We start from the raw sequence: 13,180 nt of genomic DNA, 5'->3' as shown, positions 1-13,180 counted from the left end.
CCTCTTAAACCAGTACGCCGGACTGGCGCAGGGCAGTACGGACTTTGTCGTGGCAGCCTTCGCTAAGCCAGGTCAGTGGCAGGCGAATGCCTTTTTTCATCAGGCCCATCTCGACCAGCGCCCATTTGACGGGGATCGGGTTGGACTCGCAGAACAGGTCTTTGTGCAGGGGCATGAGCGTGTCGTTGATTGCGCGGGCCTTCTCGGCATTGCCCTCAAGGGCGGCCTCGCACAGGTCGGCCATTTGCCGCGGGGCGACGTTGGCCGTGACGGAGATGTTGCCCTTGCCGCCCATCAGGATCAGCTCGACGGCGGTTGGATCGTCACCGGACAGCACGATGAAGTCGCTGGCAACGCCCTCGAGGATGGCCTTGGCGCGGGCCATGTCACCGGTGGCTTCCTTGATGCCGATGATGTTGGGCACCGTCGAGAGGCGGATGACGGTTTCGGCCTGCATGTCGCAGGAGGTGCGGCCTGGCACGTTGTACAGGATCTGCGGGATGTCGACCGACTCGGCAACGTGCTTGAAGTGCTGGTACAGGCCTTCCTGGGTCGGCTTGTTGTAGTACGGCACGACCAGCAGGCAGGCATCGGCGCCGGCATTCTTGGCGTTCTGGGTCAGGTGCACGGCTTCGGCAGTGGAGTTGGCACCGGTGCCGGCGATGACCGGGATCGGGCTCTTGCTGCGCTTGACGCGCTCGACCACGTGCTTGATGACCAGGATGTGCTCTTCGACATCCAGCGTGGCGGACTCACCGGTGGTGCCGACGGCGACGATGGCGTGGGTGCCGTTTTCCAGGTGGAAGTCTACAAGTTTGTCGAGGCTGCCCCAGTCAACACGCCCTTGTGCATCCATGGGAGTGACCAGTGCCACCATACTGCCCGCAATCATGTATCTGCTCCTGCCGGAAAAAGAGAGCGGTAATGGTACTGGGGGCATCGGCCTTGCACAAGCGAAGCAGGCGGGCGGAGCATTCCCCTCGGCGCCTTATTTCGCTACCCTTGATGCTTTGATCGGTGCAGCACGGCCCGCCGGGCCGTAGACCCTGCTCCCGGCCAGCGCCCCGGCCCTCGCCTGCGAGTGCCGAGCGCTGCCTACAGGAGGCTTTCGCCCGTCCTGCATCGACCGCTCATCGCTTTAGGAATGCTGCATGTCCACCCCCACTGTCCGCGAACAATTCCTCGTCATCAGCGCCTTGGGGCCCAACCCCATGGAGCTGGCCAATGTACTGAGCCGCGCTGCCTTCGAAAACCGCTGCGCGGTGGTCACCTCGCGCCTGAGCCGCCATGGCGAGACCAGCGCACTGGTTTTGCAGGTCGGCGGCAGCTGGGATGCCCTGGCGCGCCTTGAGGCCATGCTCCCCGGCCTTGGCAAGAAGCACGGCCTGACCCTTGACGTGGTGCGCAGCGCCGACCAGGAAGTACGCCCGCAGGCCCTGCCCTACGTGGCCTATGTCAGCGCCGCCTACCGGCCTGACATCATCAACGAGCTGTGCCAGTTCTTCCTTGACCACCGTGTCGAGCTCGAAGCCATGACGTGCGACACCTACCTGGCACCGCAGACTGGCAGCAGCATGCTCAATGCCCAGTTCACGGTGATCCTGCCGGCCGGCACCCAGATCAGTTGGCTGCGCGACCAGTTCCTGGATTTTGCCGACGCGCTGAACCTCGATGCCCTGATCGAGCCCTGGCGCCCACAAAACCCTGTCTGAGGAGGTTCCCATGGCCGTTGCACTCGACCAACCTGTCCCCGACTTCACCGCCCAGGCCACCAGTGGGCAGACGGTCAGCCTGTCCGCGCTCAAGGGCCGCCAGGTGGTGGTGTATTTCTACCCCAAAGACAGCACGCCAGGCTGCACCACCCAAGGCCAAGGCTTTCGCGATCAACATGGCGCCTTCGAAGCCGCCAATACCGTGGTGCTTGGCGTCTCGCGCGACGGCATGAAGTCCCACGAGAACTTCAAGGCCAAGCAGGGTTTCCCGTTCGAGTTGATCAGCGACAAGGACGAGGCCCTGTGCCAGCTGTTCGATGTGATCAAGCTGAAAAAACTGTACGGCAAGGAATACCTGGGCGTGGATCGCAGCACCTTCCTGATCGATAAGGAGGGCGTGTTGCGCCAAGCGTGGCGGGGGGTGAAAGTGCCTGGCCATGTGGATGCCGTGCTGGCAGCGGCCCAGGCCCTTAACGAGGCCTGATCGGATCAGGCTGCGTCGGTCATCGGCGCAGCCCTATGGCTGTCAGAGCAAGGGCGATACACTGGGCTCCTGACGCGGCCAGGCATCCAGCACGGCCTTGATCAGGGTCGCCAACGGAATGGCGAAGAAGATGCCCCAGAACCCCCACAGCCCACCGAACAGCAAGACCGCGCAGATGATCGCTACCGGGTGCAGGCTGACGGCCTCGGAGAACAGCAGCGGCACCAGCACGTTGCCATCGAGCGCCTGGATGATCGCGTAGACCGTCATCAGGTAGATGAACTGGTCTCCCCATCCCCATTGAAACAACGCGATCAGTGTCACCGGCACGGTCACCACCACCGCCCCTACATAGGGCACGACCACCGATAGCCCAACCAACAGTGCCAGCAACGCGGCGTAGTTCAGGCCCAGGGCGATGAATGCGATGTAGGTGGCAATGCCACAGATCAGAATTTCGATGCCCTTGCCCCGGATGTAGTTGGCGATCTGCCGGTTCATCTCGCTGCCCACACGGTTGAGCAAGGTGCGCTGACGCGGCAGGTAGCCACTGACCCAGCGGCCGATCAGCTCGCGGTCCTTGAGGAAGAAGAACACCAGGATCGGCACCAGTACCAGGTAGATCATGGCGTTGACCAGCAGCGGCAGGCTGGACAGGGAGAACGTCAGGGCCCATTGCCCGAACTTGCCGATCTCGCCACGGACCGACTCGATGGCATGCAGCACCTGCTCGTCCGACACCAGGTGCGGGTAGCGCTCTGGCAGCAGGAGCAGCAGTGACTGCCATTTGCCAAGCATGCCCGGCAGCTCGTTGAACAGGGTGATCAGCTGGTGCCACAGCAGCGGCACCAGCACCAGCATGAACACCGCCAGCGCGCCCATGAACAGGGCAAATACCAGCATGACCGCCAGTCTCGAAGGCACTCGCAGACGCTCCAGGGCGTTGACCAACCCCTGCATGAGAAATGCCAGCACCATGCCGGCCAACACTGGCGCCAGCATCCCGCCCAGCGTGAGCACCGCCGTGAACGCCAGAAACAGCAAGACCGCCAGCACCACCGCTTCTTCATCGGAGAAGTAGCGCTGGACCCAGTCGCGTAGCACTTTGAACATGAACGATCCTTGTAGGACTCAGGCCTTGCGCAGCCAGTAGGTGTAGGTACCGGCCTCGGCCGTTTCGTGCAACAGGCTATGACCGGCCAATTTAGCGAAGGTGCGAAGGTCGCGTTGGGAACCTGCGTCGGTCGCGATGATCTTGAGCACGGCACCACTGGCCAGGCCATTGAGCGCCATCTTGGCCTTGAGCAGCGGTAACGGGCAGTTCAGCCCGCTGGCATCGAGTTCGGCGTCACAGGTCAGGGGGGTGCTCATCAACGGGGCTCTCCAGGGCAATGCCGGCCTACGGCCTGATCGGCCGCCTAGGATAGCGCCACTGGTCGCCAACGTGTGAGCCCGCTACAGTAGCAATCTTTGACCGACGCGAGCTTCGTGCATGAATCTACTGCGCCCTACCCTGCTGACGCTGGCCTGCCTGATGGCCCTGCCTGGCCATGCTGACGACTTGCCGTCGCTGGGTGACGCCAGTTCGGCGATCGTTTCGCCACAGCAGGAACATCAGCTTGGCCGCGCCTGGCTGAGCCTGCTGCGCGGCCAGGTCAACCAACTCAACGACCCGCAGCTCAAGGACTACGTGGAGACCAGCGTGTACCGTCTGGCCGAAACCAGCCAGCTGCAGGATCGTCGCCTGGAGTTCATCCTGATCGACAGCCGCGAACTCAACGCGTTTGCAGCGCCAGGCGGCATCGTGGGTGTCAACGGCGGGTTGTTCCTCAATGCGCAGACCGAAGGCGAGTACGCGTCGGTGCTGGCGCACGAACTGGCGCACTTGTCCCAACGGCACTTTGCCCGGGGCATCGAGGCCCAGCAGCGCATGCAGTTGCCGATGATGGCAGCGTTGCTCACCGGTATCGTGCTGGCGGCCGGTGGCGCCGGTGATGCCGGCATCGGCATGATTGCCGGCACCCAGGCGGCGGCGATTCAGGAACAGCGCAGGTTCTCCCGGCAAAACGAACAGGAAGCCGACCGCATCGGCATCCAGAACCTGGAAAAGGCCGGCTACGATCCGCGCAACATGCCGACCATGTTCGAACGCCTGGCGCGTCAGTACCGTTATGACGCCAAGCCGCCGGAATTTCTTTTGACGCACCCGGTAACCGAGTCGCGGATCGCCGACACCCGTAACCGGGCAGAGCAGGCGCCAAAAGGCGGTGTGGAAGACAGCCTGCGCTATCAGCTGATCCGCGCCCGGGTAGCGCTGACGTATGAAGGTACGCCGGGGCTAGCGGCCAAGCGTTTTCGCGCCCAGCTCGACGAAGACCCCAAACTCGATGCGGCGCGTTATGGGTTGGCGCTGGCGCAGATCAAGGGCGGTCAGCTCAACGAAGCACGGGAGATGCTCAAGCCGCTGCTGGCCAAGGCGCCCAACGACATTACCTACAACCTGGCGCAGATCGACCTGGATATCACCAACAATCGCCTGGCCGATGCACAGCAGCGGGCCGAGCGCATGCAGGGGCTGTACCCAGGCAATTACCCGCTCAAGCAGGTGCGCGCCGACCTGCTGGTCAAGCAGAACAAGCCGGCCGAGGCGGAGAAGGTGTTGAACGATCTGATCAAGAGCCGCCCGGATGATCCGGACGTCTGGTACGACATGGCCGAGGTGCGCGGGCTGTCGGGCAATACCATCGGCCTGCACCGGGCGCGGGCGGAATACTTCACCTTGGTGGGGGACTTTGATCAGGCCATTCAGCAGCTCGACTATGCCAAGCGCCGCGCCGGGGGGAATTTCCCGCTGGCCTCGCAGATCGACCAACGCCAGCGAGAGGTGCTGGAGCAGCAGCGCATGGTGCGGGAGATGATGGGGCGCTGAGGCGTTTCAGGGTCTGGGGCGGGACCGTTTCCAATGTTGAACAACATGCCTGAGCGGTCTCGCCGGGGCGCCGGACCGGCCGCGCCGGCCTGTGATGCGGGGCTGACACCTGAGGGCTGCTGCGCAGCCCATCGCGGCGCGAGGCCGCTCCCACACAAGATCCTCTAGCTCACCGATTCGGCGCAATGTAGGAGCGTCATCTGCCTCGGGCATGGCACCAGGACCTGCATTTCAGCCAGCGCTTACCTCACGCGTTCCCGGAAAGCTTCAACCTGGCCGCCTGGGTGAAATCCAGCATCCGGTTCAGCGGCTTGATGGCCTTGGGCACCAGGGCTGGGTCGACGAAGATCTCGTCCCCGCCACTGCGCAGGCAATGCAGCACGCGCTCCAGGGTGTTCATGGCCATCCACGGGCAGTGGGCACAGCTGCGGCAGGCCGCGCCGTTGCCGGCAGTGGGCGCCTCGATGAAGACCTTGTCGGGGCATAGCTGCTGCATCTTGTAGAAGATGCCGCGGTCGGTGGCGACGATAAAGGTCTTGTTAGGCAGCGTCTGGGCAGCCTTGATCAACTGGCTGGTGGAGCCCACCGCATCGGCCAGGTCGATCACCGACTCCGGCGACTCGGGATGGACCAGCACCGCGGCGTCCGGGTACAGGGCCTTCATGTCGGCGAGCTGACGCGACTTGAACTCCTCATGAACGATGCAGGCACCGTCCCACAGCAGCATGTCGGCACCGGTCTGCTTCTGGATGTAGCGACCCAGGTGCTGATCGGGGCCCCAGATGATGGTCTCGCCGTTATCCATCAGGCTTTCGACGATTTCCAGCGCGCAACTGGAAGTGACCACCCAATCGGCCCGTGCCTTCACGGCAGCGGAGGTGTTGGCGTAAACCACCACGGTACGCTCGGGGTGCTGATCGCAGAAGGCAGAGAATTCTTCGATGGGGCAACCCAGGTCAAGCGAACAGGTCGCTTCAAGCGTGGGCATCAATACGCGTTTGTGAGGAGTGAGAATTTTGGCGGTTTCACCCATGAAACGCACGCCGGCTACTATCACCGTCTCGGCCGGGTGCTGCTTGCCAAAGCGGGCCATTTCCAGCGAGTCGGACACACAGCCGCCGGTTCCCTCCGCCAGGGCCTGGATCACCGGGTCGCAGTAGTAATGGGCAACCAGCACGGCATTCTGCGCCTTGAGCTCGGCAGCGATGGCCGCACGGTATTCGGCCTGCTGCTCGTCCGTCAGCGGGTTGGGCTGCTTGGCGTCGAGGTGAGCCTGTACCAACAGGCGTTCGGAAATCTGGGTCATGATCGCTGGACCTGCAAGCGCGTGCGCGCATCAAATCGAGTGTATCACCCGGCCCTGGCAGATCGGCTAAGGGCGCCGGACGGCGCAGGCCGCCACGGCCCTCTGCGGGCGCGGATTATTATGGAGGCCGAAGGCTACAGAGAAACCCAAGATTTCTAAAGCGGTTTTTATCCAGCCCTTACCCGCCCTCGTACCAGCGGCTCAAGAGCAGGTAAAGCCGGGCACTCAGCGTTGCGGCGAGAGCATTGCCAGCCGTGTATTGACGAACGCGGCAAAGGCTTCGAGCGTCATTTTCTGGCCATTGAAATCGACCATGCCATCGGCATAGTGCAACGAGCTGATCACCTTATCGCCTTCCACCGTAGCCAGGCCGCTCTGCACGCCCATCAAGCCGACCATCTCTCCTGCCTGGCCAGACTGCGTGGCGATGGCCTGGGCATCGGTCTGACCGTCGAGCAGGGCCTGCAAGGTCGCCAGGTCTCCTAGCATTGGCTTGGACAAGGACAGTTTGCTGGTGACCTGCGTCACCATCTGCTTCAACGCCTGATCTTGTGGCAAGTCGAAGGAAGACGGCGCGTCGAAGTCCATGGCCAGGTTGAAGTGGCTCTCGCCATTGGCGGTCTTGAGGCTCAAATCTTCGAGCGCCACCTTGGGTTTTGCGGCCAGCAGCGTGCGCAAGTCACCTTGGAATTTAGCCTTTTCAGCTTCGGTCATGTTGATCTGTGGCGCCGACTGCCCGGCAGCTGCCGCTGCCTCGAACTCAGGCAAATGCGCCGCATACCAGTTACTCAACGCCTGCAGCGCGGGCGCATGAATGGACTTGAAGCCGACGATCATCTGGACCTTGCCGACCGCTCGCCCATCCCAGGTGATGTCCCCAAGTTTGTATTCGACACGCCCGCCAAAGGTGTCGGGACCTTCGAGGCTTTGCAGGGTACTGAGCTCTCCCCCCTTGATGACCAGCGCCTGCTGCCTGGGCCCGAGGATAATCTTGGTCTCGGCCAGATAAAGGTCAGCGTTGCCCGAGAACAGGTTGTCATGCGCAGTCGCCGCCAGCTTGCCACCCAACTTCAGCCCATTGAGCTCGAAGATGACGGGAGGTTGGTCTTCGCTCACCAGCTTCATCAGAAAGTGATCGGCTTCGCCATGGAAGCGCGAATCCTTGCCGTCGCGATCCCCGCTGACCCCAAGCTCCATGCCCGAGAACGCCAGGCTGGTGCCGTTGGCATCGTCGAGCTTGACCGGCGCCAGGCGAACCTGGCTGTCGACACTGCCGCCGTACCCCATGCTGGTCTGGGCGCTGAACGGCACGCGGTCCCCGGCTGCTGCGTACCAGGGCGCCGTGACATCGTCCTTGTCCAGCGTGGTGTTGCTCAGCGCCAGCACTGGCAAAAGCTTGAAGGTCTTGACGCGGGACCATGGAAACGGGCCGTGCTCGATCTGATCGGTCACGCCCACGTCAAAATTCATGACCTGCTGGCTGCTGGCACGCACATCGCGAGCGATCACACGGTAGTGTGCCGTACTGCTGAACCAGCGCTGGTCCAGCGATACCAACTCGATGCGTACGCTGCCACCTGTGTTCACCAGCGACTTTTGCAGCTGCGCGTTGCTCAGGGCCAAGGCATGGTCCAGCTCACTCGGCAGTCGCTTGCCGGTGTACCAGGCGCCGCCAATGACCACTGCGGCAAAGGCCACCGCTACGCCGGACAGAATTGCTACTGAAGTCTTCTTCATGAATAAAACCGATTGATGTCCATAAAGGCTCGCACATCGCCTGCGCAGCCAGGAAAATGCAGCATATCACCGAAGGCCAGGCAGGTTGGCGGCAGTTCCAGGCAGGAAATCGTGCAACCCGTTGCACAGGCCCACTTCAAAGATGTCAATTTTTACGAACACGCTTATGGCCTTAGCAGTGAAAATAAAGACTACAGAGACGCTCGAATGCGTTGATTCCTCGATAAAAAGCGGACCCTCGAAACACCTTGTCACGTTTAACTTGACACCCGAGACCCTATCGTTTTTTATTTTGATCACTTGCGTGATCCCGTCACGCCTCTGCTGCTCCTACATAAAGGTGAACAATATGGAGCCCACCCGCTCGCCGCTGCTGCTTGCGCCCTTCGCTGTGCCTGTCTTTCAAGCCCTCGCCTTGGAGCCACGCCAGCATGCAGCCTGAATCCTACGCACCCGAAGCCGGCCAACTGCGCAAGACCTTGCGTCTGTGGCATGTAATCATCATTGGCCTGGCGTACCTGACGCCCATGACCGTGTTCGACACCTTTGGCATCGTGTCAGGCATCACCGCAGGGCACGTACCGAGCGCCTACATCCTGGCCCTTGCCGGGATCCTGTTCACGGCCGTCAGCTATGGCACCCTGGTCAAGCGCTTTCCTCAGTCGGGCTCGGCCTACACATACACCCAGCGTGCCATCAATCCACACGTGGGCTTTCTTGTGGGCTGGTCCTCTTTGCTGGACTACCTGTTGCTGCCCATGGTCAACGCCTTGCTGGCCAAGCTGTACCTGTCTGCCATGTTTCCCGAGGTGGCGCCGTGGGTCTGGGTCGTGGCCTTCGTGTCCCTGATCAGCCTGATCAACATGCGCAGCGTCAATCTGGTTGCGCATTTCAACCTGCTGTTCGTCGGCGTGCAGGTGGCGATCATCGCAGTGTTCATCTACCTGTGCATACGCGGCCTGGACCAGGGCGAAGGGCTGGGCACGGCATGGAGCCTGTTGCCCTTCGCCGACCAGCAGACCCACCTGAGCGCCCTGGCGGCAGGCGCAACCATTCTGTGCTTCTCATTCCTGGGTTTCGATGCGGTCACGTGCCTGTCCGAAGAAACGCGCGACCCGGGCAAAACCATACCGCGGGCCATTTTCCTCACGGCATTGATCGGCGGCGTTGTATTCATCACCGTTTCCTACTTCATCCAGGCTTATTTCCCCACGATGGCACGCTTTCACGATCAGGAAGCGGCGCTGCCGGAAATCGCCCTGTACGTGGGCGGCAAGCTGTTCCAATCGGTGTTCATCGCGTGCACGGTAATCAACACCATCGCCTCGGGGCTGGCGTCGCAAACCAGCGTGTCGCGCCTGCTGTATGTCATGGGCCGTGACAAGGTCATACCCGCGAGCGTGTTTGCACGGTTGCATTCGCGCTACAAGACACCCGTACTGAACATTGCCGTGGTAGGGGTGATTTCGCTGTCGGCGATCTTCTTCGATCTGGTCACCGCCACCTCCATCATCAACTTCGGTGCATTGGTAGCGTTCAGCTTCGTCAACTTGTCGGTGATTAATCACTGCTACCTGCGAGAGGGCAATCGCCGAGGGCTGGCTAACCAACTTAAGTACCTGGTACTGCCCACCACTGGCTTCTGTATCATCGTTTCGCTGTGGCTGGACCTGAACATGCACTCGCTGCTGTTCGGCGGGATCTGGGCCACGCTAGGCCTGGTGCACCTGGCCTGGTTGACCAAGGCGTTCCGTGCGGCGCCGCCCAACTGTATCGCCGAGGGATGACGCATACCGACCATGCACAGCTCAACCACAACCGGTTTCTTCGACATCACCACTGAGCAGGGCCTGCTGCGCACCTCGATCGCGGTCACGCTGTTCATTGCCAGCATCGGCATTGCCTTTGGCTTGGCGTCGGGCTCGTTTTCCATCGTGTTCGACGGCGTCTACTCGCTGGTCGATGCCAGCATGAGCGGGCTGTCGCTAATGGTGGTCAGGCTGATCACCTCCCATGCCAGCAGCCTGCAGATGTCGCGCAAACTGCGTGAGCGCTTCACCATGGGCTTCTGGCACCTGGAGCCAATGGTGCTGGCACTCAATGGCATCCTGCTCAGCGGGGTCGCCATCTATGCCCTGATCAACGCCGTGAGCAGCCTGCTGGAGGGTGGCCGTCACTTGGAGTTCGGTATCGCCATGGTCTATGCGGCGCTTACCGTCACCGCCTGCGTGACCATCGCGGTGATCGAGGGCAAGGCCAACCGCAAGCTGCGCTCTGATTTCGTCGCCATGGACGTCAAGGGCTGGGTGATGTCCGCCAGCATCACGGCGGCGCTGCTGATCGCCTTCTGCTTTGGCTATGCCGTGCAGGGTACATCGCTTGAATGGGTATCGCCCTACATCGACCCGGCGGTGCTGGCACTGGTCTGTCTGGTGATCGTGCCGCTGCCGATGTCGGTCGTTCGCCAGGCGTTGGCGGATATCTTTCTCGTCACGCCGGGCGATCTCAAGCAGCATGTGGATGTGGTTGCGCAGGCTTTCGTTGAACGCCATGACCTGCAGTCCTACCGCGCCTATGTGGCCAAGGTGGGGCGCTCACGGGAGATTGAGCTGTACTTCATCGTGCCGCCGCAAATGGCGGCCAAGACCATCGAGCAGTGGGATGCCTGGCGCAACGAGATCGGCGAGGCCATCGGCGGCGAAGGGCCCAACCGCTGGCTGACGGTGGTGTTTACCGGCGACCCCGAGTGGGCCGAATAGACATCAGCACTCAGCCACGCAGGCGTTCGATCAGCGGCAGCGCTTCGATTTCAGGCCGGGCGAAATAGTAGCCTTGCATCAGCTCGATACCCAGGGCTGCCAACGCCTGGCACTCGGCTTCTGTTTCCACGCCTTCGGCGACCAGCAGAATGTTCAGCCGCTGCGCCACCAGCACGATGCCTGCCACAATCACCTGGCGCACCGGGTCGGCCCCAAGGTTGCGTGTCAGCGCCATGTCCAGCTTCAGCAGGTCCGGTTGAAACTCGGCAAGCAGGTTCAAGCCCGAGTAGCCTGACCCGAAATCGTCAATGGCCGTGGTGAATCCCTGCCGGTCGTACTCGCGAAAGATGGACTTCAGGTGTTCGGTGTCCTCGACCCGTTCGCCTTCGGTCACTTCGAAGATCAGCCTGTCGGCCGGAAAATCGAACTGCCTGGAGGCCTCGAGCGTTGCACGAATACAGGTGGCGGGACGGTACACGGCGTTGGGCAGGAAGTTGATGCTGAGCTTGCAATCCTGCACCCGATTGAGCCCAAGCTCGGAGGCTTTTTCGATGGCCTTGACCCGGCAGGCCTGGTCGAAGCGATACAGGTTATCGGGTGTGACCTTGGCCAGCACCTGCGCAGCCCCCTCCCCCGCTACACCTCTGACCAGCGCCTCGTAGGCGTACGGTTTACCCGAAGGTTGGTGAACGATAGGTTGGAAGGCCATGGTGATGCCGAAGCCGAGGTCCGCCATCTCACGGCATTGCTTGCAACCCACAGCTTCGAAAGGCTGCGCAAAGATCAAATCAGCCATGGTGTCTCCGGCAGCTTGATGAAGAGAAAGTAGCGCTGGAATAACACGATCGTTAGAACGTCAGGGCAGCGTTGTTGGCACTTTGACAGCATGCTTGCCCAGAGGTGCGGTGCGCAAGGTGAAGACCAGACAAAAAGGCCTGGCAGCTCGGATTCATTGGGCTTGAGCGGGCAACTCGGTACACTGGCGCCCGATATAACAGCTGACGACACGGACAACTTCGACATGACTGTCTTCAACCACCGGGGCGGCGAGTACCTCACCGTCGGTGATGCACGCCTTTATTACGAACAGCTGGGCGCACCTGACGCACCAGTACTAATCCTGCTGCATGGCGGGCTTGGACATATCGAAACCTTCAACGCCATTACTCCGCATTTAGTCCACCGCTGGCGCGTAATCGGCATCGACAGCCGCGGCTAGGGCATGTCCACCTTGGGCAGCGCACCACTCACCTATGAACGCATGCAGCACGACGTAGAGCGGGTGATCGAGCATCTGGCCCTTGAACGCGTCAGCCTGATCGGGCACAGCGATGGCGGAATCGTCGCGTTGCGCATGGCTGCCTCGCAGGCTGTGACGGTCGATAGGCTCGTCACCATCGGGGCTCACTGGGCGCTGGGCGAGAACGACCCTGCGCGGGCCCTCTACGAGGGTATTACCGCCGCGAAGTGGAGCGGCCTGTTTGCCGAAGATGTGGCTCGCTATGAGGCGATCAACCCGCAGCCGGACTTTGCAAGGTTGCTGGAGGCCGTGCGGGGGATGTGGCTCGATGACAGCGAGCACGGTTATCCCGCAGCCAGCGTGGGTGGCATTACCGCGCCATTGCTGGTAGTGCGTGGCGATCGTGATCGCCTGGTTTCACGCGCCAATGCCCTGGAGCTGGTAGAGCAAGTGCCTGGGGCGCAGCTGTTGAACCTGGCGCTGGCTGATCACTCACCTCATGAAACGCACCCGCAATGGCTACTGCCTGTGGTGGAAGCTTTTTTGAATCAGTGATGACGAGAGGCGAAAGCGGTCATCGCTTAACGCCCCTTTGCCCGGTACCTGCTTCCCACTACCGGGCTACGCCTTGGGCGCCATGTCGATGACCGCACAGCGACCATTGGCCCTGACTTTCTGCACCACGTGCGCCCTGTCGACAAAGACGTTGATCTCGCAACTGCCTGAATGCTCTACATCCTGCCAATACTCGCGGTGTACCAATTGGCCATTTTCAGGGCCGGTGTAGGTGCCCGCAGCCTCCCGGGAGATATACGTGCTGTCGCGCACGTACCTGAGCACAACCATGTCCTGATCAGGTGCCACCATGATGACCCTGGGCACACCGAAATAGTCGATCAGCTCACCGACCGGGCGGCCTTTCCACGCACTGGTTGCCTCAAGTGACGAGCAACCGCTAAGCAGGACAGCGCCCAGGCAAAACACGAGCAGACGGATCATGGCTTCTCTCCTTG

At 61.6% G+C, this 13,180-nt stretch carries 14 protein-coding genes; 7 read left to right on the top strand and 7 right to left on the bottom strand.

The features are described 5' to 3' along the window. Positions 1 to 4 precede the first annotated feature (4 nt). On the bottom strand, positions 5 to 892 hold the full coding sequence (dapA, locus tag FS777_RS08540) for a 4-hydroxy-tetrahydrodipicolinate synthase (protein WP_058638491.1): 888 nt from the start codon (positions 890 to 892) through the stop codon (positions 5 to 7). Between the two features lie 259 nt (positions 893 to 1,151). Here dapA and FS777_RS08535 point away from each other — a divergent pair, with 259 nt between their 5' ends. Together FS777_RS08535 and FS777_RS08530 are read left to right on the top strand one after the other, a co-directional pair. Continuing rightward, on the top strand, positions 1,152 to 1,712 hold the full coding sequence (locus FS777_RS08535; protein ID WP_023536329.1) for a glycine cleavage system protein R: 561 nt from the start codon (positions 1,152 to 1,154) through the stop codon (positions 1,710 to 1,712). A gap of 10 nt (positions 1,713 to 1,722) precedes the next feature. Then, entirely contained in the window at positions 1,723 to 2,196 is a 474-nt protein-coding gene (locus FS777_RS08530) for a peroxiredoxin (RefSeq protein ID WP_058638492.1), read from the top strand. Positions 2,197 to 2,238: 42 nt separating this feature from the next. Here the strand turns inward: FS777_RS08530 and FS777_RS08525 are convergent, their stop codons facing one another. Continuing rightward, complete coding sequence (locus FS777_RS08525; RefSeq protein WP_058638493.1) at positions 2,239 to 3,309, bottom strand: AI-2E family transporter; 1,071 nt, start codon at positions 3,307 to 3,309, stop codon at positions 2,239 to 2,241. A gap of 18 nt (positions 3,310 to 3,327) precedes the next feature. Continuing rightward, the gene (locus FS777_RS08520; RefSeq protein ID WP_058638494.1) at positions 3,328 to 3,567 is read right to left on the bottom strand and encodes a sulfurtransferase TusA family protein; all 240 of its coding nucleotides are present in this window, start codon (positions 3,565 to 3,567) and stop codon (positions 3,328 to 3,330) included. A gap of 121 nt (positions 3,568 to 3,688) precedes the next feature. On the opposite strand from FS777_RS08520, the gene FS777_RS08515 reads away from it, so the two are divergent. Next, positions 3,689 to 5,125, top strand: coding sequence for a M48 family metalloprotease (locus FS777_RS08515; protein WP_058604302.1), 1,437 nt, complete (start codon positions 3,689 to 3,691; stop codon positions 5,123 to 5,125). Between the two features lie 247 nt (positions 5,126 to 5,372). Here FS777_RS08515 and nadA read toward each other — a convergent pair whose 3' ends face one another. Next, complete coding sequence (gene nadA, locus FS777_RS08510; protein WP_145255000.1) at positions 5,373 to 6,431, bottom strand: quinolinate synthase NadA; 1,059 nt, start codon at positions 6,429 to 6,431, stop codon at positions 5,373 to 5,375. A gap of 225 nt (positions 6,432 to 6,656) precedes the next feature. Then, positions 6,657 to 8,168, bottom strand: coding sequence for a YdgA family protein (locus tag FS777_RS08505; RefSeq protein WP_145254997.1), 1,512 nt, complete (start codon positions 8,166 to 8,168; stop codon positions 6,657 to 6,659). A gap of 431 nt (positions 8,169 to 8,599) precedes the next feature. On the opposite strand from FS777_RS08505, the gene FS777_RS08500 reads away from it, so the two are divergent. Both FS777_RS08500 and FS777_RS08495 read left to right on the top strand, forming a co-directional pair. Then, positions 8,600 to 9,955, top strand: a complete 1,356-nt coding sequence (locus tag FS777_RS08500; RefSeq protein WP_145254994.1) for an APC family permease — start codon at positions 8,600 to 8,602, stop codon at positions 9,953 to 9,955. Positions 9,956 to 9,967: 12 nt separating this feature from the next. Beyond that, on the top strand, positions 9,968 to 10,927 hold the full coding sequence (locus tag FS777_RS08495) for a cation diffusion facilitator family transporter (RefSeq protein WP_145254991.1): 960 nt from the start codon (positions 9,968 to 9,970) through the stop codon (positions 10,925 to 10,927). 10 nt (positions 10,928 to 10,937) lie between these two features. On the opposite strand, the gene FS777_RS08490 is transcribed toward FS777_RS08495, so the two are convergent. Continuing rightward, the gene (locus FS777_RS08490) at positions 10,938 to 11,723 is read right to left on the bottom strand and encodes an EAL domain-containing protein (protein WP_058638499.1); all 786 of its coding nucleotides are present in this window, start codon (positions 11,721 to 11,723) and stop codon (positions 10,938 to 10,940) included. A 225-nt stretch (positions 11,724 to 11,948) separates the two neighbouring features. Here FS777_RS08490 and FS777_RS21560 point away from each other — a divergent pair, with 225 nt between their 5' ends. Further along, on the top strand, positions 11,949 to 12,146 hold the full coding sequence (locus FS777_RS21560; RefSeq protein WP_218570382.1) for an alpha/beta fold hydrolase: 198 nt from the start codon (positions 11,949 to 11,951) through the stop codon (positions 12,144 to 12,146). Positions 12,147 to 12,149: 3 nt separating this feature from the next. Continuing rightward, on the top strand, positions 12,150 to 12,722 hold the full coding sequence (locus FS777_RS08485; RefSeq protein WP_218570381.1) for an alpha/beta fold hydrolase: 573 nt from the start codon (positions 12,150 to 12,152) through the stop codon (positions 12,720 to 12,722). Between the two features lie 66 nt (positions 12,723 to 12,788). Here FS777_RS08485 and FS777_RS08480 read toward each other — a convergent pair whose 3' ends face one another. Continuing rightward, complete coding sequence (locus tag FS777_RS08480) at positions 12,789 to 13,166, bottom strand: hypothetical protein (protein ID WP_058638501.1); 378 nt, start codon at positions 13,164 to 13,166, stop codon at positions 12,789 to 12,791. Between the last annotated feature and the right edge of the window lie 14 nt (positions 13,167 to 13,180).

It is taken from the genome of Pseudomonas sp. DE0157 (assembly GCF_007678615.1).
Classification (GTDB): domain Bacteria; phylum Pseudomonadota; class Gammaproteobacteria; order Pseudomonadales; family Pseudomonadaceae; genus Aquipseudomonas; species Aquipseudomonas parafulva_B.
This window is presented reverse-complemented; position numbering and strand designations above follow the sequence as displayed.